The 19,703-nt window shown below is 70.9% G+C and carries 20 protein-coding genes; 18 read left to right on the top strand and 2 right to left on the bottom strand.

The window, feature by feature from the left end:
• The first annotated feature begins 8 nt into the window (after window positions 1-8).
• A complete protein-coding gene (locus tag AC07FA_RS19565) occupies window positions 9-305 on the top strand; it encodes a hypothetical protein (RefSeq protein ID WP_479076969.1) in 297 nt (98 codons plus the stop codon).
• A 149-nt stretch (window positions 306-454) separates the two neighbouring features.
• Here AC07FA_RS19565 and AC07FA_RS19560 read toward each other — a convergent pair whose 3' ends face one another.
• Window positions 455-1,387 (bottom strand): NADP-dependent oxidoreductase, encoded by a 933-nt coding sequence (locus tag AC07FA_RS19560; protein WP_479076967.1) that lies wholly within the window; start codon window positions 1,385-1,387, stop codon window positions 455-457.
• 90 nt (window positions 1,388-1,477) lie between these two features.
• Here AC07FA_RS19560 and AC07FA_RS19555 point away from each other — a divergent pair, with 90 nt between their 5' ends.
• The 9 genes from AC07FA_RS19555 to AC07FA_RS19515 all read left to right on the top strand — a co-directional run bounded on the left by AC07FA_RS19555 (window position 1,478) and on the right by AC07FA_RS19515 (window position 9,914).
• On the top strand, window positions 1,478-2,485 hold the full coding sequence (locus AC07FA_RS19555) for a GlxA family transcriptional regulator (protein WP_479076965.1): 1,008 nt from the start codon (window positions 1,478-1,480) through the stop codon (window positions 2,483-2,485).
• A gap of 137 nt (window positions 2,486-2,622) precedes the next feature.
• Window positions 2,623-3,402, top strand: a complete 780-nt coding sequence (locus tag AC07FA_RS19550; RefSeq protein WP_479076963.1) for an amino acid ABC transporter ATP-binding protein — start codon at window positions 2,623-2,625, stop codon at window positions 3,400-3,402.
• 58 nt (window positions 3,403-3,460) lie between these two features.
• Entirely contained in the window at window positions 3,461-4,312 is an 852-nt protein-coding gene (locus AC07FA_RS19545) for a glutamate ABC transporter substrate-binding protein (protein WP_479076961.1), read from the top strand.
• Window positions 4,313-4,411: 99 nt separating this feature from the next.
• A complete protein-coding gene (locus AC07FA_RS19540) occupies window positions 4,412-5,077 on the top strand; it encodes an amino acid ABC transporter permease (protein WP_479076959.1) in 666 nt (221 codons plus the stop codon).
• Window positions 5,074-6,036 carry an amino acid ABC transporter permease gene (locus tag AC07FA_RS19535; protein WP_479076958.1) on the top strand — a complete coding sequence of 321 codons (963 nt, stop codon included), beginning with the start codon at window positions 5,074-5,076 and terminating at the stop codon, window positions 6,034-6,036. The genes AC07FA_RS19540 and AC07FA_RS19535 overlap by 4 nt, the downstream gene beginning before the upstream one ends.
• A 102-nt stretch (window positions 6,037-6,138) precedes the next feature.
• Entirely contained in the window at window positions 6,139-7,188 is a 1,050-nt protein-coding gene (locus AC07FA_RS19530) for an iron-siderophore ABC transporter substrate-binding protein (RefSeq protein ID WP_479076957.1), read from the top strand.
• Window positions 7,189-7,207: 19 nt separating this feature from the next.
• Window positions 7,208-8,245 (top strand): FecCD family ABC transporter permease, encoded by a 1,038-nt coding sequence (locus tag AC07FA_RS19525; RefSeq protein ID WP_479076956.1) that lies wholly within the window; start codon window positions 7,208-7,210, stop codon window positions 8,243-8,245.
• Window positions 8,242-9,306 (top strand): FecCD family ABC transporter permease, encoded by a 1,065-nt coding sequence (locus AC07FA_RS19520; RefSeq protein ID WP_479076955.1) that lies wholly within the window; start codon window positions 8,242-8,244, stop codon window positions 9,304-9,306. The genes AC07FA_RS19525 and AC07FA_RS19520 overlap by 4 nt, the downstream gene beginning before the upstream one ends.
• Window positions 9,307-9,371: 65 nt before the next feature.
• Window positions 9,372-9,914, top strand: a complete 543-nt coding sequence (locus tag AC07FA_RS19515; RefSeq protein ID WP_479076953.1) for a hypothetical protein — start codon at window positions 9,372-9,374, stop codon at window positions 9,912-9,914.
• Between the two features lie 90 nt (window positions 9,915-10,004).
• On the opposite strand, the gene AC07FA_RS19510 is transcribed toward AC07FA_RS19515, so the two are convergent.
• Window positions 10,005-10,889, bottom strand: coding sequence for an SIS domain-containing protein (locus AC07FA_RS19510; RefSeq protein WP_479076951.1), 885 nt, complete (start codon window positions 10,887-10,889; stop codon window positions 10,005-10,007).
• Between the two features lie 203 nt (window positions 10,890-11,092).
• Between AC07FA_RS19510 and AC07FA_RS19505 the strand changes: the two genes are divergently transcribed.
• The 8 genes from AC07FA_RS19505 (at window position 11,093) to AC07FA_RS19470 (ending at window position 19,662) form a co-directional block, all read left to right on the top strand.
• On the top strand, window positions 11,093-11,893 hold the full coding sequence (locus tag AC07FA_RS19505; RefSeq protein ID WP_479076949.1) for a DeoR/GlpR family DNA-binding transcription regulator: 801 nt from the start codon (window positions 11,093-11,095) through the stop codon (window positions 11,891-11,893).
• A gap of 116 nt (window positions 11,894-12,009) precedes the next feature.
• Window positions 12,010-12,414, top strand: coding sequence for a cell division protein SepF (locus AC07FA_RS19500; RefSeq protein WP_328906373.1), 405 nt, complete (start codon window positions 12,010-12,012; stop codon window positions 12,412-12,414).
• A 117-nt stretch (window positions 12,415-12,531) separates the two neighbouring features.
• Window positions 12,532-12,891 carry a nucleotide pyrophosphohydrolase gene (locus tag AC07FA_RS19495; RefSeq protein WP_479076948.1) on the top strand — a complete coding sequence of 120 codons (360 nt, stop codon included), beginning with the start codon at window positions 12,532-12,534 and terminating at the stop codon, window positions 12,889-12,891.
• 124 nt (window positions 12,892-13,015) lie between these two features.
• Window positions 13,016-13,534, top strand: coding sequence for a DUF6099 family protein (locus tag AC07FA_RS19490; protein ID WP_479076946.1), 519 nt, complete (start codon window positions 13,016-13,018; stop codon window positions 13,532-13,534).
• A 93-nt stretch (window positions 13,535-13,627) separates the two neighbouring features.
• Window positions 13,628-14,551 carry an LLM class F420-dependent oxidoreductase gene (locus AC07FA_RS19485; protein ID WP_479076944.1) on the top strand — a complete coding sequence of 308 codons (924 nt, stop codon included), beginning with the start codon at window positions 13,628-13,630 and terminating at the stop codon, window positions 14,549-14,551.
• A gap of 59 nt (window positions 14,552-14,610) precedes the next feature.
• Window positions 14,611-15,558, top strand: coding sequence for a homocysteine S-methyltransferase (mmuM, locus tag AC07FA_RS19480; protein WP_479076942.1), 948 nt, complete (start codon window positions 14,611-14,613; stop codon window positions 15,556-15,558).
• A 43-nt stretch (window positions 15,559-15,601) separates the two neighbouring features.
• Window positions 15,602-17,098: a 3' terminal RNA ribose 2'-O-methyltransferase Hen1 gene (locus AC07FA_RS19475; RefSeq protein ID WP_479076940.1), complete on the top strand. Its 1,497-nt coding sequence runs from the start codon at window positions 15,602-15,604 to the stop codon at window positions 17,096-17,098.
• Window positions 17,095-19,662 carry a polynucleotide kinase-phosphatase gene (locus AC07FA_RS19470; protein ID WP_479076938.1) on the top strand — a complete coding sequence of 856 codons (2,568 nt, stop codon included), beginning with the start codon at window positions 17,095-17,097 and terminating at the stop codon, window positions 19,660-19,662. Before AC07FA_RS19475 ends, AC07FA_RS19470 begins: the two co-directional genes overlap by 4 nt.
• The last annotated feature ends 41 nt before the right edge of the window (window positions 19,663-19,703 follow it).

Genomic DNA, 19,703 nt, shown 5'->3' with positions numbered 1-19,703 from the left:
AGAGAGCCATGACCACTGCACACGCTCCCCATACCGACCACACGCATCAGCACGGCGAGGGCTGCGGCCACGTCGCCTTCCCACACGGTGATCATGTGGACTACGCGCACGACGGCCATGTGCACCGCCTCCACGAAGGTCACGCGGACGAATGCCGGACCGGCGCACACGCCGCCCACCAGGACCACGCCCACCAGCACGGCGAGGGCTGCGGCCATGTCGCGGTCCCGCACGACGGGCACACCGACTACGTGCACGACGGTCACCGTCACGCAGGACACGACGGGCACTGGGACGACCACTGACCCCGGCCGGGCCCCGGCCACGCTCCGGGGCCCGGCGACGCTCCGTGCCCCGGACGCGCTCCGGACCCCGGACGAGCTCCGCACCCCGTCGCGCGCGGGGGCCGTTCCACGGCGCTCGCGACGGGGTCATTCCACGACGCTCGAGAGTGTCATCCCGCGACGCTGAGGACGAGCTTGCCGGTCGTGCGGCCCGACTCCCCGAGTTCGTGCGCCTTGGCCGCGTCCGCCAGCGGCAGTACCGCCGCGATGTGGGGCCGCAGCCGGCCCGCGTCGGCGAGTTCGGCGATCGCCTTCAGTCCGGCGTGGTCCGGCTCGACGATCGTGAAGCCCGCGCGCAGGCCCATCTCGGCCGCCACCTCCGCGAGCCCGGCCTCCGCCGGGGAGGCGAGGGAGACGACCATGCCGCCCGGGCGCAGCGTGCGCAGGGAGCGGGGGCCGTAGTCCCCGCCGATCGTGTCGATGACCACGTCGATGTCCCTGGCCGCCTCGGCGAAGTCGGTCGTCGTGTAGTCGATGACCTCGTCGGCGCCCAGCGACCGTACGAAATCGTGCTTGGCGGCACTCGCCGTACCGATGACGTGGGCGCCCAGGGACGAGGCGATCTGGACGGCGAGGTGGCCGACCCCGCCCGCCGCCGCGTGGACGAGGACCCGCTGACCGGGGCGTACGGCGGCGGTGTCCACCAGGGACTGCCAGCCGGTGAGCGCGGCCACCGGGAGCGCCGCGGCCTCCACATGGGAGAGGGTGCGCGGCTTATGGGCGAGGTGCCGGGCCGGAGAGGTGACGTACTCCGCGTACGCCCCGGCGGGCTGCGGGAGGCGCGGCATCCCGTAGACCTCGTCGCCCGGCCGGTACATCGTCACTCCGAGGCCGACCGCCTCGACCGTGCCCGAGACGTCCCAGCCCAGCCGGACGGGCGCGCCGAGGAGTCCGCCCGTGGAGCGGTGCCACCAGTCGGTCGGATTGACGCCGGCCGCGTGGACGCGGACGAGGACCTCCGAGGGGCCGGGCTCGGGGCGGTCCACCTCGACGAGCTTCAGCACCTCGGGTCCGCCGAGTGAGTCCTGACCGATGGCGCGCATGTGCTGCTCCCTTGTGCGGGGTGAGTGTGTACGGGGTGGTGGCTGTGGGACCAACCCTGCGGCAGCGGCCTGGCCGCTTCGAGTGTCCAGATGGCCATCATGTGGAAGGATCTGGCCATGCATCGCGTCGTCGTACTGGCCCTTGAGGGCGTCTATCCGTTCGAGCTGAGCATTCCCGTACGGATCTTCGGGACCGCTGCCGGCGCGGACGGACAAGCGCTGTACGAGGTGGTCACCTGCGGTCTGGACGGCGGCCCGGTCCGGTCGAGCGCCGACTTCACCGTCGGTGTCGAGCGCGGGGCGGAGGCGATCGCGACGGCGGACACCCTGGTGATCCCGCCGTTCGCCTGCGGGCCCGACGGTGCGCGCGACTGGCTGCCCGCCCCGCTGGCCGAGGCGCTCGGCCGGCTCCGCCCGGGTGCGCGGATCGTGTCGATCTGCACCGCCTCGTACGTCCTGGCCTCCGCCGGCCTCCTGGACGGGCGCCCCGCGACCACCCACTGGAACGAGGCGGACCAGTTCCAGCGGATGTTCCCCCTGGTCCAGGTCGACCCGGACGTGCTGTTCGTCGACGACGGCGACGTCCTCACCGCGGCCGGGGTCGCCGCCGGGGTCGACCTGTGCATGCACCTGGTGCGCCGGGACCACGGCAGCGAGGTCGCCAACCGGGTGGCGCGGCTGTGCGTCGTACCCCCGTGGCGGGATGGCGGGCAGGCCCAGTTCATCGAACGGCCGGTCCCGGAACTCTCGGCGGCCACCACCTCGGCGACACGCGCCTGGGCCCTGGGCGAACTCCACCGCCCCCTCCAGCTGGCCGAGCTGGCGGGCCACGCGCGCATGAGCGTACGGACGTTCTCGCGCCGCTTCCGCGACGAGGTGGGGCTGACGCCGGGGCAGTGGCTGGCCCAGCAGCGGGTCGAGCGGGCGCGGCGGCTGCTGGAGACGACCGATCTGCCGGTCGACCGGGTCGCCGAGGAGGCGGGCTTCGGGACCGCCGCCTCCCTGCGGCAGCACCTGGTCGCGGGCATCGGAGTGCCGCCCTCGGTCTACCGGCAGACGTTCCGTGTCGGACACCTCGCCCGGGCGGACACGGCCTAGTGCCGTGACCGGAAGGGTTCAGCGGGTCGTCCGGCCACCGTCTTGTCCTGTCACAGCACGGGCGAACCCGTGGCACTCGTCCCGCCGGCCGTCCTCCCGGAGTGCGACGTGACGGCGGACGGCGGACGATGAAGCAGATGAGCCGTTCAGCGGGCACGCGACGTGAAGGGCCGGGCGGGACCGATGGCCTGGTCGTACTGAACAACGTCAACAAGCACTTCGGCGCCCTGCACGTGCTTCAGGACATCGACCTCACCATCGGCCGGGGTGAGGTGGTGGTCGTCATCGGCCCCTCGGGAGGCGGGAAGTCCACGCTGTGCCGGGCGATCAACCGTCTGGAGACCATCGACTCCGGAGAGATCTTCATCGACGGCAAGGCGCTGCCCGCGGAGGGCCGCGAGCTGGCCGCACTGCGGGCCGATGTGGGCATGGTGTTTCAGTCGTTCAACCTTTTCGCCCATAAGACCGTGCTCCAGAACGTCACTCTGGGCCAGCTCAAGGTCCGTAAGAAGAACAAGCACGCGGCCGAGGAGCGGGCGCGCTCGCTCCTGGAACGCGTGGGTGTGGCCTCGCAGGCGGACAAGTACCCCGCGCAGCTCTCCGGTGGCCAGCAGCAGCGGGTCGCGATCGCCAGAGCCCTGGCGATGGACCCGAAGGTCATGCTCTTCGACGAGCCGACCTCCGCGCTCGACCCGGAAATGATCAACGAGGTGCTGGAGGTCATGCAGCAACTGGCCCGGGACGGCATGACCATGGCCGTCGTCACCCACGAGATGGGCTTCGCCCGGTCCGCCGCCAACCGTGTGGTCTTCATGGCCGACGGGCGGATCGTGGAGGAGGCGACGCCCGCGCAGTTCTTCGGCGACCCGCGCAGCGACCGGGCCAGAGACTTCCTGTCGAAGATCCTCAAGCACTGAGCGGGCCCGGGAACCGGCCGCTCGTCGAGGCTCCACCGAGATCCCAGGGATGATCACCATGAACGTTCGCAGGACCACCGCAGCGGCCGCCGCCGCACTCGCGCTCTCCCTGACGACCGTGACCGTCGGCTCGGCGGGTGCCCAGGCCGCCGGTGCGGGCAGCGGCTCCGGGAGCAGCGCCGACACGATCACCATCGGCATCAAGTTCGACCAGCCGGGCGTCGGCCTGAAGACTCCGGACGGCACCTACACCGGCTTCGACGTCGATGTGGCGACCTACGTGGCCAAGGAGCTCGGCTTCGCGCCCGGCGACATCAAGTGGAAGGAAGCCAAGAGCGCCGACCGCGAGACGCTGATCCAGCGCGGCGACGTCGACTTCATCGCGGCTTCGTACTCGATCAACGACGAGCGGGAGAAGAAGGTCGACTTCGCCGGTCCCTATCTGCTCGCGCACCAGGACATCCTGGTCCGGGCGGACGACGACTCCATCAAGGAGCCCGCGGACCTGAACGACAAGAAGCTCTGCTCGGTCACCGGCTCGACCTCCGCGCAGAACGTCAAGGACGAGCTCGCGCCGCGGGCGCAACTCCAGGAGTACGGCGGCTACTCGGAGTGCATCACCGGCCTGGAGAACGGCGTCATCGACGCGGTGACCACCGACGACTCCATCCTCGCCGGATACGCCGCGCAGGAGCAGTTCAAGGGCGAGTTCAAGCTGGGCGGCTTCAAGCTGAGCAACGAGAACTACGGCATCGGCGTCCAGCAGGGCAGCGAACTCAAGAACAAGATCAACACGGCCCTGGAGAAGATGGTCTCCGACGGCTCCTGGGACGCGTACGTCGAGAAGAACTTCGGTCCGGCCAACTACGAGAACGAGCCCGCGCCGAAGATCGGCACCGTCGTCGAGTAGGACCGCGCAGGACCGCTCGGGGTCCGGCAGCAGGGCCGGTGAGGTGCGCCGCCGGGGTGGCGCACCGGGCCCTCCCCACACGCGAAAGCGCGGGACACCGTGTTCGACTTCCTTGAAGGCTACGACCTGGTGGGGGCCTTCTGGGTGACGATCCAGCTCACCCTCTACTCCGCCGCGGGCTCGCTCGTCTGGGGCACCGTCCTGGCCGCGATGCGGGTCAGCCCCGTCCCCCTGATGCGAGGCTTCGGCACCGCCTACGTCAACATCGTGCGGAACATCCCGCTCACCGTGATCATCATCTTCACCTCGCTCGGACTGTTCCAGACGCTCGGCATCAGCCTCGGCGCGGAGGACTTCACGGCCATCAACTTCCGGCTCGCCGTGCTCGGTCTGACCGCGTACACCGCCGCGTTCGTCTGCGAGGCGCTGCGGTCCGGCATCAACACCGTGCCCGTGGGCCAGATCGAGGCGGCGCGTGCCATCGGTCTCGGCTTCACCCAGACCCTGCGCCTGGTCGTCCTCCCGCAGGCGTTCCGTTCCGTCGTCGGCCCCCTGGCGAACGTCCTGATCGCGCTGACCAAGAACACCACGGTCTCCGCCGCGATCGGCGTCGCCGAAGCGGCGGCGCTGATGCGGGAGATGATCGAGAACGAGGCCCAGCTCATCCTCATCTCCGCCGTCTTCGCGGCCGGGTTCGTCTGCCTCACCCTGCCGACCGGACTCTTCCTGGGCTGGGTGAGCAAGAAGGTCTCGGTGCGGCGATGACCCCTCCCCTGTACGACGTTCCCGGACCGCGCGCCAAGCGGCGCAACCTCCTGTACACGCTGGTCTTCCTGGTGGCCCTCGCGGCGCTCGGCTGGTGGGTGTACAGGAGCCTCGTCGACAAGAACCAGCTGGAATGGGCCAAGTGGGAGCCGTTCTTCACCGACTCCCGCGCCTGGAGCACGTACATCCTGCCGGGTCTGCAGAACACGGCCGTCGCGGCCTCCCTCGCCATGGTTATCGCCCTGCCCCTCGGCGCGCTCCTCGGCATCCTCCGGCTCTCCGAACACCGGTGGGTGCGCGGGGTGGCCGGCACGGTCGTGGAGTTCTTCCGCGCCATCCCCGTACTGATCCTGATGCTCTTCGCGAACGCCGCGTTCTCCGAGTTCACCGACATCAGCCCCGAGACCCGCCCGCTGTACGCGGTGGTCACCGGGCTCGTGCTCTACAACGCCTCGGTGCTCGCCGAGGTGGTGCGGGCCGGAATCCTGTCCCTGCCCCGGGGCCAGACCGATGCCGCCAAGGCGATCGGCATGCGCAAGGGGCAGACGATGCTGCACGTGCTGCTGCCGCAGGCCGTCACCGCCATGCTGCCGGCGCTCGTCAGTCAACTGGTGGTCATCGTCAAGGACACGGCGCTCGGCGGCGCGATGCTCGGCTTCTCCGAACTACTGGCCTCGGTGCGCCCGATGAGCGCCAACTACGGGGCGAACACCATCGCCAGCTTCACCGTCGTCGCGGTGATCTTCGTCGTGATCAACTTCGCCCTCACCACCTTCGCGAGCCGGCTGGAGCGCATGCTGCGGCGCGGCAAGAAGTCGACCGGGGCGGTGGTGGGGGCCGAGGCCGTCGAGGAACTGGCGACGCCCGGCGAGCACATCGTGCCGGGAGGTCCGGGAGGTCCGGGAGGCAGGGGTGGCACGGGTGGCACGGGAGCCGGTTCCGGGGACGGTACGAAGTAGCCCCCGGGTGGATTTTCGGTAACGGGACCCCGATTGAATCCGGAATCATGATTAGCTTAGGCTTGCCTAACCATCACCGCTCGCCAATCATGAGGAACACCAATGCTCGGGTCCACCCGCGTGCGTCGTCACACCATCGCAGCCTCGGCCACCGCCGCCGCTCTCGCGCTCGTCCTGGGCGGCTGCTCGTCCGGCAGCGACGGCGAGAAGAAGACGACGGAGTCCTCGGCGAAGGGCAAGGGCACCTTCCCCGTCTCGATCAAGAGCGCTCTCGGCACCGCGGAGATCGACGCGAAGCCCGAACGGATCGTCACGCTCGGCCAGGGCTCCGCCGAGACGGCGATCGCGCTCGGCCACACCCCCGTGGGCATCGAGAAGTACGAGTGGGGCAGCGACAAGAGCGGCTACCTGCCGTGGATCAACGAGGCCGTGAAGAAGTCGGGCGACGAACTGCCCAAGCAGTTCACGGGCGGCGAGGACATCGACTTCGAGGCCATCACCGAGCTGGAGCCGGACGTCATCCTCGCGCCGTGGTCGGGTGTCACGCAGGAGCAGTACGACATCCTCAAGGACATCGCCCCGACCGTGGCCTACCCGGACCAGGCGTGGAGCACCGACTGGGACCAGCAGATCGACATCATCGGCAAGGCCCTCGGTCAGACCGACGACGCCAAGGGTCTCAAGACGAAGATCGAGAAGCAGCTCGCCGACGCCGCGGCCACCCGGCCGAACTACAAGGACGTCACGTTCTCGTACATCTACAACACCGGCCCCGGCACCCTCGGCGTCTTCAAGCCCGAGGAGCAGCGCGTCAAGATGGTCTCGTCCCTCGGGCTGACCGTCGACCCCGTGGTGGACACGTTCAAGGAGACCGAGGGCACCGACTCGGCGCTCATCGGCCTGGAGAACGCCGAGAAGCTGAAGGACAGCGACGTCGTCTTCACGTTCTACATGGACGACAAGAGCCGTAAGGAGATCGAGGCGCAGCCGCTGTACGCCGCGATCCCGGCCGTCAAGAAGGGCGCGGTCGTCGCGAGCAACGACAACCCCTTCGTCACCGCTTCCTCGATCATCAACCCGCTGACCGTGCCGTGGGTGATCGACCGCTACCTGCCGCTGATCGACAAGGCCGTCGCCGCCGCGGGCAAGTAACCCACCGCAGGCAATCCGTATGGCTACCACCGCACACGCACCGCCGAGCGGCGCCGGGACCTCGCGTACCGGCGCCGCTCGGCGGGCGTTGACCCTGATCGCCGGAGTGGCCGTCCTGGCGCTCGCCCTGTGCGCGAGTGTCATGTTCGGCAGCCGGTCGACCTCGTTCGCCGACGTCGTCGACGTACTCTCCGGCACCGCCGACCCCAACATCACCACCATCATCGAGAGCCGCTATCCGCGGACCGCGCTCGGCGTACTGGCGGGGCTCTGCCTCGCCGTCGCCGGCACCCTGATGCAGGGCGTCAGCCGCAATCCGCTCGCCGATCCCGGACTGCTCGGCATCAACGCGGGCGCGTCGGCGAGCATCGTGACCGCGACGGCCTTCTTCGGAGCCACCGGCAGTACCGCCACGATGTGGTGGGCCCTGCCCGGAGCGCTGATCGCCGGAGTGCTCGTCCACCTCATCGGCTCATCGGGAGCGAGCACGGGACTGGTGCGACTGGTTCTTGCGGGCGCCGTCCTGTCCGCCGTGCTGATGGCGTACATCCAGGCCGTCACCCTGGGCAGGCCCAAGGTGTTCGACAGCTACCGCTACTGGGTCGTCGGCGCGCTCGGCGGACGGGACTTCGACGTCTTCACGGCGGTCCTGCCGTTCGCGGCGGTCGGGTTCGTCATCGCCCTCGTGCTGGGGCCCGGCCTCAACACCCTGGCCCTCGGTGACGCCACCGCGGCGTCGCTCGGCGCGCATCCCGCACGGATCCGGGCCGGGGGACTCTTCGCGGCGACGCTGCTGAGCGCCGCGGCGACGGCGGCCGTGGGCCCCATCGCCTTCGTCGGCCTGGCCGTTCCGCACGTCGTACGCGCCCTGGTGGGCGTGGACTTCCGGGTGCAGATCGCGTTCTCGGCCATCGTGGGACCCGCGCTGCTGCTCGCGGCGGACGTGGTGGGCCGCGTCGTCCTGCGCCCGCAGGAACTGATGGTCGGCGTCGTGACCGCGTTCATCGGAGCGCCCGCGCTGCTCGTGGCCGTACGCAGAATGAGGGGAAGCACATGACGGCGGACCAGGCGGGCTTCCGGACCGCCTCACCACGGGGCGTCGTCACCCTCGGCCGCAGCGTCGCGGTGCCCGTACGACGGGTGTCCGTCATCGCCGCGGTGGTCCTGCTGCTCCTGACGGCCGGCGCCGCGATCGCCACCCTGTCGCTCGGCCGGCTCGGCATCCCGCTCGCCGACCTGGCCGGGGCGCTGACCGGCGGAGCCGAGGGCAAGGACGCGTTCGTACTGGAACGTCTGCGCGGCCCCCGGCTGGTCGTCGCCCTCGGTACGGGAGCGGCGCTGGGCCTTTCCGGGGCGCTGTTCCAGTCCGTGACCCGTAACCCGCTCGGCAGCCCCGACGTGATCGGGCTCGGGGCCGGGGCGGGCGCGGGCGCGGCCGTCGTCGCGCTGATGCTGCCGGACACCGTGCCCGTGGCCCTGGGGGCACTCCTGGGAGCACTGCTCGCCATGGTGCTGGTCTATGTGTCCACCGGCACGGGGTTCCGCAATCCCGCCCGGCTCGTCGTCGCGGGCATCGGCGTCGCGGCGATCTGTACGGCGGTCACGCAGTACGTCGTCTACGCGATGGAGCGGGACCGGGCAGCGGTCCTCTCGGCGTACGTCAACGGCAGTCTCTCCGCGAGGTCCTGGGACGACGCGAGCACGATCTGGCTGGTGCTGCTTGCCGTGGCCCCGCTGTGCGCGCTGATCGCCCGACGGCTGGACATCGGCGAGATGGGTGACGACATCGCCGCGGGTCTCGGGTCCGAACCGCAGAAGACCAAGACGCTCGCCGTGATCCTCGCGATCGTCCTGTGCGCGGGCGCCGTCAGTGTGGCGGGCCCCATCGCCTTCATCTCACTGACCGCCGCCCAGATCGCCAAACGCATCACCAGGGTGTCCGGGCCCCATCTGCTGCTGTCCGCGGTGACCGGCACCCTGTTGCTCGTCCTGGCCGATCTCGCCGCCCAGCAACTGCCCTTCTTCGACAACCTGCCCGTCGGTATCTACACGATGGCCATCGGTGGCGCGTACCTCGGCTACCTGCTGACTCGCGAATGGAGGAGGGGAGTTCTATAGGTTCCGCACCCCCCGCCGGTGGTGGCCACTGGCCTCGTACAGGTTCGTCGTCCATACTGCCCGCCGTGGAGCAGCGCATAGATTCGAAGACAAAACCCGAGTTCGCCGCAGGCACCGACCCGGCGTACATCCCCGGCCTCACGGCCCCAGTCACGGCGCGGACGGAGGAAGAAGCGGAGCCGGCCGACTCCGTTGCCACGGACGGCGCTGTCGCCGACCAGGCCGAGACGTCGGCGGACACCTCGGCTGAGACACCGGCGGACACATCGGCGGAAGCGGAGGCGGTACCGGAGACCGAGGCGCCCGCCCAGCCGGAGACCGGCGACGACGGCCCCGTCTTCGAGGTCAGTGACCGTCGTGGTTCCATCAGGGCCGACCGTGCGGGCATCGTGTTCCGGCTGGACGACCAGGAGGCCGACTTCACCTGGGACGAGATCGGCGCGGTCGAGGTCAGGACGGCCCGTTTCGGGCGACGGTTCACCGTCACCGTCCACGTGTCGAGCCGCCGCTGGTTCAACGCGGAGGTCGAGGCCGCCACGCGCAGCGGCCTCAAGGAGTGGCCGGCACTGCTCGACGTGGTGCTGGACGCCTACTTCGAGGAATCCTGACCCGCACGGGCCGGTCGCGTGCGGGGTGGGAGGCAGCGGGTGCTTCCTCCCGCCCCGCGCATTTCGGCGTTCCGGGCCGTCCCGGCCGGCTCAGCTCCCGCTGAGGACCACCGAGCGCGTCAGGTGCCGGGGGAGGTCCGGGTCCAGACCGCCCGCGAGCGCCCGCGCGATGGCCAGGCGCTGTACGCGCACGAGGTCGGCCAGCGGGTCGAGGCCGTCGTCGATCCAGCGGGCGCCGGTGTCGCGCACCTGCTGCGCCAGCCCCTCGGGCGCGGAACCGAACATCCAGGTGGCGGTCCCGGTGGTGGAGATGCTGATGGGGCCGTGGCGGTACTCCATCGCCGGGTAGGACTCCGTCCAGGACAGGGACGCCTCCTTCATCTTGAGCGCCGCCTCGTTGGCGAGGCCCACGGTCCAGCCCCGGCCCAGGAACGTGAACTGCGTGCAGTCCAGGAGTCCTTCCGGCAGCGGCTCGGCGAGCGCCGTCTCCGCGTCACGTACCGCCTGCTCCGTGTGCAGCCCGAGGTGGGCGCGGAGCAGGGTGAGCACGGTGGTCGCGAACCGGGTCTGCACGACGGACTGCTCGTCGGCGAAGTCGAGTACGACGACGTCGTCGGCGGCCGTCATGACCGGGGTGTGCGGGTCCGCCGTGAGGGCGACGGTACGGGTGGTGCCGCTGAGCCGGGTGAGCAGCTCCAGTACCTCGGTCGTCGTACCGGAGCGGGTGAGCGCGACGACCCGGTCGTAGCTGCGGCCGAAGGGGAACTCCGAGGCTGCGAAGGCGTGCGACTCGCCCTGTCCGGCGTCCTCGCGGAGCGAGGCGTAGGCCTGCGCCATGTAGAAGGAGGTGCCGCAGCCGACGACCGCGATGCGTTCGCCGGTGGCGGGCAGGGCGTCCGCCCGGTCACCCGCCAGTTCCGCGGCGCGGCGCCAGCACGCGGGCTGGCTGGCTGTCTCGCTCGCTGCAAAGGACACGTCTGCTCCATCGGGCCGTGGGTGAACGATGAGTGTCATGCTTGAATTTGCACGTTACAGCCACTCAACGAGCAAAAACAAGCATGCGGTGCCGTGGGGGCCGGCTCGCGGACGGGCTGTGCGACGCTTGCGCTGTCCGGCGCCCGGCGACCGCGTTCCCGGGAAACGTGGTGCCGCAGGCCGGACAGGTGAGGAGCACACTCGTGGCCAGGGACGCCCGGTGGGACGCATTGCTGGAACTGGTCGGAAAGAACGGCCGGGTGGAGGTCGAGGACGCCGCGGTGGCCCTGGACGTGTCGGCGGCGACCATTCGCCGCGATCTCGATCAGCTCGCCGAGCAGCACCTGCTCACCCGGACCCGCGGCGGCGCCGTCGCCCACGGTGTCTCCTACGAACTGGCCCTGCGCTACAAGGCCGGCCGGCACGCACCGGAGAAGCAGGCCATCGGCCGCGCCGCCTCCGAACTGGTCGCGGTCGGCGAAGTGGTGGGCCTGACCGGCGGCACCACGCTCACCGAGGTGGCCAGGGCGCTGGCCGTGCGCCCGGACATCGTGGGGGAGACGGGGGCTCCCGCGGGCGGCCAGCCCACGCTGACCGTCGTGACCAACGCGCTGAACATCGCCAACGAACTGGTGATCCGACCGCAGATCAAAATGGTGGTGACCGGCGGGGTGGCCAGGCCGCAGTCGTTCGAGCTGACGGGCCCGCTGGCCAGCGGGGTGATGAGCGAGATCACCCTCGACATCGCCGTACTGGGCGTGAACGCGATCGACATCGAGCGCGGGGCGTACGTCCACCACGAGGGCGAGGCCAGCATCAACAGACTGCTCGCCGAGCGGGCGCAGCGCGTGGTCGTGGCGGCGGACTCCTCGAAGATCGGCAAGCGGGCCTTCGCCCGCGTCTGCGATCTCGGGGAGGTCGATGTGCTGGTGACCGATTCCGGCATCACGCCGGAGGCGACGGCCCGCTTCACCGAGGCGGGTGTCACGGTTATCGCCGTCTGACTCGTCTCTGTGCCCGTGTCGGTGGTACGCCGAACGGGTGAGAGACGAGAGACTTGCCCGATGAACAGCGAGCGCAGCCGGCACACAGTCAACCGGCGCACGGACGGGGTGGCCCTGTGAGCAGGTACGACAGGTACGACAGGTACGACGCCACCGACGAACAGTGGGAAGGACTCGCCCAGGTCGTGCCGCTGCGCGGCCGCAACGAGTGGCCTTCGCGGGTCGACCACCGCACGGTCCCGGACGAGCCGGTGGCGGAGCAGCGGCGGCTCGTCGTGCTGCGGGTGCAGGTCTTCGCGGACGCCCGCGAGGTGGCCGAGTACCTGGTCGCGCAGATTCCGGTGCTGCTGGATCTGACCGCGGCCGAGACCGATGTGGCCAAGCGCATCCTCGACTTCAGCAGCGGCGTGGTCTTCGGCCTCGGCAGTGCCATGCACCGCGTCGACCGCAACGTCTTCCTGCTGGCACCGGTCGGCATGGAGGTCGAAGGAGTCGCGGCCGCGGGCGTCCCCCACGCGTAGCGCCGTGCGGACGGGCTTGGTTCTCAAGCCCGTCCGGCGATCGAGGACAGGACGCGGCGCGAAGAGGCCGCGAAGCCCGGTGAACGCGAGTGGTCACAGCACTGGTAGACCTGGGCCGTGACGGAATCCGACGTAGCGGGACTTCAGAGGCGGCTGGCCGCGTTCGCCGCCGCGCGGGACTGGGAGCAGTACCACACCCCGAAGAACCTGGCCGTGGCGCTGAGCGTCGAGGCATCCGAACTGGTCGAGATCTTCCAGTGGCTGACGCCGGAGCAGTCGGCGCGGGTGATGGAGAAACCGGAGACGGCGCACCGCGTCGCCGACGAGGTCGCGGACGTGCTCGCGTATCTGCTGCAGTTCTGCGAGGTGCTGGGCGTCGACCCGCTGGCCGCCCTGGCGGCGAAGATCGACCGGAACGAGGCGCGCTTCCCGGTTCCGGGGCGCGCGGAACCCGAGGATAGTCACTCTTCGGAGTGATCAACTTGTCCACAATCGATTTAGTGTCCACAGATTTCCGAATTCCTCTGTTCTTCCGGTGCTCGGCACCTCACTGTGGGTAATGAAAGAGGTGACCGGGTTTTCGTACAGACGGGGGAATGGCATGGAAGCGGAGCGACTGATCGAGGCCGGCCGCCGTGCTCTGGCGGAGAGCCGGGGCGCGCTGAGTGTGATGGCGGAGGCGTGGCAGGCCCAGGCGCTCGCCCGGACGGTCGGCAGCAGGCTGGTCCTGAGCGGGCCCGTGGAATTACGGGGCGAGGCGCGCGGCCTCAGCGAGGTCGGCGGACGGGGCTGTTCGGCGCTGGACCACCCGATGGTGCTCGCAGGCGGGACGAGGGCGTCGCAGCTCACCGAAGTGACCGATGTGCACCGGTCGCTGACGGCTCTGGTGGCCCTGCTCGGCGAGGTGGGGATCGCGCTGGTCGGGGTCGCCTGCGACACCGACGAGGAGGGCCTCTACTGGCAGTGCATCGAGGCGATAGACGCCGCCGACGAGTCGGTCGACCGGGTGCACGGCATGCTGAGACGGCTCGCGGAGCGGGAGGCGGAGCGGGAGCGTGAGCGTGACGGCCCGTTCGGGGTGCTCCACGGGCCGGCGGGCTCGGCGACGGGCCCGCCATGAGCGGGGACGGCCGGTGCCGGGCGGTCATGCACCGCGACCGGGCCGGGGGTGAGGAGCTGGGACGCCCGGTATTCGAAGGTGCAGGATGGATGCATGGATCTTCGAATCTTCACCGAGCCCCAGCAAGGGGCGAGCTACGACACTCTGCTCACCGTGGCAAAGGCCGCTGAGGACCTCGGCTTCGACGCCTTCTACCGGTCCGACCACTACCTCCACATGGGCTCGGGCGACGGACTTCCCGGCCCGACCGACGCCTGGATCACCCTGGCCGGGCTGGCGCGTGAGACCAAGCGCATCCGGCTCGGCACGCTGATGACGGCGGGCACGTTCCGGCTGCCGGGGGTGCTGGCCATCCAGGTCGCGCAGGTCGACCAGATGTCCGGCGGACGCGTCGAACTGGGCCTGGGCGCAGGCTGGTTCGAGGCGGAGCACAAGGCGTACGGCATTCCGTTCCCCAAGGAGAAGTTCGGCCGCCTGGAGGAGCAGCTGGCGATCATCACCGGTCTGTGGGCGACCGAGACCGGCACGACGTTCAGCTACGACGGCACGTACTACCAGTTGACCGACTCGCCCGCGCTGCCCAAGCCGGCCCAGACCAAGGTGCCGGTCCTGATCGGCGGGCACGGGGCCACCCGCACCCCGCGGCTCGCCGCGCAGTACGCCGACGAGTTCAACATCCCGTTCGCCTCGCTGGAGGACAGCGAGAAGCAGTTCGGCCGGGTCAGGGAGGCGGCGAAGGCGGCCGGCCGGGGGCCGGACGAGCTGGTGTACTCCAACGCCCTGGTGGTCTGCGTCGGCAAGGACGACGCGGAGGTCGCACGACGGGCCGCCGCCATCGGCCGGGAGGTCGAGGAGCTCAAGGCGAACGGACTGGCGGGCTCGCCCGCCGAGGTGGTCGACAAGATCGGCCGGTACGGCGCGATCGGATCGTCCCGGGTCTACCTCCAGGTCCTGGACCTGGACGACCTCGACCATCTGGAACTGATCTCGTCCCAGGTCCAGTCACAGCTGGCCTGACGGGACGCGCGGACCGGCCCGCGCGACGGCCGGCCAGCCCAGGACGAGGAGGAGCACCCATGCAGACCGGCCGGCCCCCGCACGGCTCAGCGGGCCCCGCACAGCCCCCACCGGCCCGCACCCTCGGCGCCGCCCTCGCCGAGGGGACCGTCCTGCTCGACGGCGGGCTCTCCAACCAGTTGGAGGCACAGGGCTGCGATCTGTCGGACGCGCTGTGGTCGGCCCGTCTGCTGGCCGACGCGCCCCACCAGATCGAGGCCGCCCACACGGCGTACGTGCGGGCGGGCGCACAGGTGCTCATCACCGCCGGCTACCAGGCGACGTTCGAAGGCTTCGAGCGGCGCGGGATCGGGCGGGCCCGCGCCGCGGAACTGCTGGCCGACAGCGTGGAGCTGGCCCGGCGGGCCGGCGCGGGGGCCGGGCGGCAGATCTGGGTCGCCGCCTCGGTCGGTCCCTATGGGGCGATGCTCGCGGACGGCAGCGAGTACCGGGGCCGCTACGGGCTCTCGGCAGGGGAGTTGGAGCGCTTCCACCGGCCCCGGGTGGCGGCGCTGGCCGCGGCGCGGCCCGACGCGCTGGCGCTGGAGACGGTGCCGGACATGGACGAGGCGGAGGCCCTGCTGCGGGTGACCGGGGAGTACGGGGTGCCCGTGTGGCTCTCGTACAGCGTGGCGGGGGACCGGACCAGGGCCGGGCAGCCCCTGGCGGAGGCGTTCGCGGTGGCGGCGGGGCACGGGCACGTGGTGGCCGTCGGGGTCAACTGCTGCGACCCGGCCGACGCGGACCGTGCGGTGGAGACGGCGGCCGCGGTGACGGGCAAGCCGGTCGTCGTCTATCCGAACAGCGGCGAGAGGTGGGACGCCGGGCGCCGGGCGTGGGCTGGAGACAGCACCTTCGACGCCGGGCGGGTGCGGGCGTGGCAGGAGGCGGGGGCGCGGCTGGTCGGGGGGTGCTGCCGGGTCGGGCCCGACCGGATCGCGGAGTTGGCGGGGCTGCTGGCAGCATGAAATTGCCTGGTGGGAGCGGGGTGGTGGGGCCATAATCGGACGGGTGTTCCTGACTATCAGTACAACCGGCACCCCGGAGCGTCCCGCCACCGATCTCGGCTTTCTGCTGCACAAGCATCCCGGGAAGGCGCAGGCGTTCTCCACCTCGCACGGCACCGCGCATGTCTTCTACCCCGAGGCATCCGCGGAGCGTTGCACGGCGGCGCTGCTGCTGGAGGTGGACAGTGTGGCGCTGGTGCGGCGCGGCAAGGGCAAGGGCCGGGGTGGTGCCCCGGACGCGGCCCTCGCGCAGTACGTCAACGACCGGCCCTACGCCGCGTCCTCGCTGCTCTCCGTCGCCATGAGCACGGTCTTCAAGTCCGCCCTGAGCGGCACATGCCGGGCCATGCCCGAGCGGGCGCGGGAGCCGCTCCCGCTGCGGATCGAGATCCCCGCGCTGCCCGCGCGCGGCGGAGTCGAGCTGGTGGAGAAGCTGTTCGGCCCGCTCGGCTGGACGAGCGTGGGGGCCGTGGCCGTACCACTGGACGAGGAGTTCCCGGAGTGGGGCGACTCGCGCTACGTACAGCTGGTGCTGGAGGGGGAGATGAGGCTCGCCGACGCGCTGCGGCAGTTGTATGTCCTGCTCCCGGTGCTCGACGACGCCAAGCACTACTGGGTGGCCCCGGACGAGGTGGACAAGCTGCTGCGGGCCGGTGAGGGGTGGCTGGCCGAGCACCCCGAGCAGAAGCTGATCACCAGCCGGTATCTCTCGCGCCGCTGGGGACTCACCCGACAGGCGATGGAGCGGCTCGAACTGGTGCGGCTCGCGGAGTCGGACGACCTCGACGTGGCCTCCGTGGACAACGCCGTGGACGAGACGAAGGACACCGAGGAGAAGCCGGTGCCGCTCGCCGAACAGCGGCGTGCGGCGATCCTGGAGGCACTGCGGGCCGCCGGGGCGAGCCGGGTGCTCGACCTGGGCTGCGGCCAGGGCCAGTTGGTCCAGGCCCTGCTCAAGGACGTGGCCTTCACCGAGATCGTCGGCGTCGACGTCTCGATGCGTGCCCTGACGATCGCCTCGCGCCGGCTGAAGCTGGACCGGATGGGCGAGCGGCAGGCGGGCCGGGTCACGCTCCAGCAGGGCTCGCTCACCTACACCGACAAGCGGCTCAAGGGGTACGACGCGGCGGTACTCAGCGAGGTCATCGAGCACCTGGACCTGCCGAGGCTGCCCGCCCTGGAGTACGCGGTGTTCGGCTCGGCACGGCCGCGCACGGTCCTCGTGACCACGCCGAACGTCGAGTACAACGTCCGCTGGGAGACGCTCCCCGCCGGCCATGTGCGCCACGGCGACCACCGCTTCGAGTGGACCAGGGCCGAATTCCGGCAGTGGGCCCAGGAGGTGGCACAGCGCCACGGCTACGAGGTGGCCTTCGTGCCCGTGGGACCGGAAAACCCCGAGGTGGGGCCGCCGACACAGATGGCCGTGTTCACGATGAACGCGACGGACGGGACCAGGAACGCTACGCACGGGACCACGAAGGAGGCGAAGGCCGCATGAGCAGCACCAGCACCACCGACACCCCCAGCACCTCGCGCACGCTGCCGGTGACCGACCTCTCCCTCGTCGTGCTCATCGGTGCCAGCGGATCGGGCAAGTCCACCTTCGCCCGCAAGCACTTCAAGGCGACCGAGATCGTCTCCTCGGACTTCTGCCGCGGGCTCGTCGCCGACGACGAGAACGACCAGAGCGCCAGCGGCGACGCCTTCGACGTCCTGCACTACATCGCGGGCAAGCGTCTCGCCGCCGGGCGCCTCACCGTCGTCGACGCCACCAACGTCCAGGCCGAGAGCCGCAAGCAGCTCGTGCGGCTGGCCCGTGAGCACGACGTGCTGCCGATCGCGATCGTCCTCGACCTGCCGGAAGAGGTCTGCCTCGCGCGCAACGCGAACCGCCCCGACCGGGCCGACATGCCGCGCCACGTCATCCAGCGTCACCGCCGCGAACTGCGCCGCTCGCTGCGCGGCCTGGAGCGCGAGGGCTTCCGCAAGGTGCACGTCCTGCGCACCGAGGAGGAGGCCGAGCACGCGGACATCGTGCTGGAGCGCCGCTACAACGACCTGCGCCACCTCACCGGACCCTTCGACATCATCGGAGACATCCACGGCTGCAGCTCCGAGCTGGAGACCCTGCTCGCCACCCTCGGATACGTCGACGGCGCACACCCCGACGGGCGCACCGCCGTCTTCGTCGGCGACCTCGTCGACCGGGGCCCCGACAGCCCCGGCGTGCTGCGCCGCGTCATGGCCATGGTGGCGTCGGGCAACGCCCTGTGCGTACCGGGCAACCACGAGAACAAGCTCGGGCGTTACCTCAAGGGCCGCAGCGTCCAGCACACCCACGGGCTCGCCGAGACCATCGAGCAGCTGGACCGCGAGGACGCCGTCGACCCCGCATTCCGGGGCCGGGTCAAGGAGTTCATCGAGGGCCTCGTCAGCCACTACGTGCTGGACGGGGGGAAGCTCGTCGTCTGCCACGCCGGGCTGCCGGAGAAGTACCACGGACGTACGTCGGGGCGGGTGCGCTCGCACGCGCTGTACGGGGACACGACGGGCGAGACCGACGAGTTCGGCCTGCCCGTGCGCTACCCGTGGGCCGAGGAGTACCGGGGCCGGGCCACCGTGGTCTACGGCCACACGCCCGTGCCCAGCACCTCCTGGATCAACAACACCATCTGCCTGGACACCGGCGCCGTCTTCGGCGGGAAGATGACCGCGCTGCGCTGGCCGGAGCGCGAACTCGTCGACGTACCCGCGGAGAAGGTCTGGTACGAACCGACCAGGCCCCTCGTGTCGGAGGCGCCGGGCGGGCGCGAGGGCCGTCCGCTGGACCTCGCCGACGTACAGGGCCGGCGCATCGTGGAGACCCGGCACATGGGCCGCCTCGCGGTGCGCGAGGAGAACGCCGCCGCGGCGCTCGAAGTCATGAGCAGGTTCGCCGTCGACCCGCGGCTGCTGGCCTACCTCCCGCCCACCATGGCACCGACGGCGACCTCGCACGAGGACGGTTTCCTGGAGCACCCGGCCGAGGCGTTCGCCCAGTACCGTGCGGACGGTGTCACCAAGGTCGTGTGCGAGGAGAAGCACATGGGTTCGCGGGCCGTGGCACTGGTCTGCCGCGATGCCGGGGCGGCGCGCGAGCGCTTCGGTACGGAAGGCCCGACCGGCGCCCTGCACACCCGTACCGGCCGGCCGTTCCTCGACGACCCCGAGCTGACCGAATCCGTCCTCGGCCGGCTGCGCACGGCCGTCACCGCCGCCGGACTGTGGGAGGAGTGGGACACCGACTGGGTCCTCCTGGACGCCGAGCTGATGCCGTGGTCCCTGAAGGCGGCCGGGCTGCTGCGCTCGCAGTACGCGGCGGTCGGTGCCGCGTCCGGCGCGGTCCTCCCGGCGGCGGTCGCCGCCCTCGAAGCGGCGGCCGCCCGCTCCGTCGACGTCGGCGCGCTGGCGGACCGGCAGCGCGGACGCGCCCAGGACGCCGCCGCGTTCACCCGGGCGTACCGCCGCTATTGCTGGAGCACCGAAGGGCTCGACGGGGTGCGGCTCGCGCCCTTCCAGATCCTCGCCGTGCAGGGCCGCTCCCTGGCCTCCGTGCCGCACGACGAGCAGCTGGCGTGGCTGGACCGGCTGGTCGAGCACGACCCGACCGGGCTGCTCCAGGTCACCCGGCGTCTCGTCGTCGACACCGGTGACGAGGAGTCGGTGCGCTCCGGTACCGACTGGTGGCTGGAGATGACGGGCCGGGGCGGCGAGGGAATGGTCGTCAAACCGCTCGGCGCGCTCGTACGCGACGAGAAGGGCAGGCTGGTCCAGCCGGGCATCAAGGTGCGGGGCCGGGAGTACCTGCGGATCATCTACGGCCCCGAGTACACCCGTCCGGAGAATCTGGAGCGGCTGCGCTCCCGGTTCCTCGGCCACAAGCGGTCGCTGGCCCTGCGGGAGTACGCGCTGGGACTGGAGGCCCTGGACCGGCTGGCCGACGGGGAGCCGCTGTGGCGCGTCCACGAGGCGGTCTTCGCGGTGCTGGCCCTGGAGTCGGAGCCCGTCGACCCGAGGCTCTGAGAGGGCTCCGCGGGAACCAGGACGCGATTCGCCGGGTGAAC

Source organism: Streptomyces sp. NPDC045968 (genome assembly GCF_056430475.1).
Note: the sequence above shows the minus strand (reverse complement) of the source record. Positions and strands in the feature narration are given on the sequence as shown.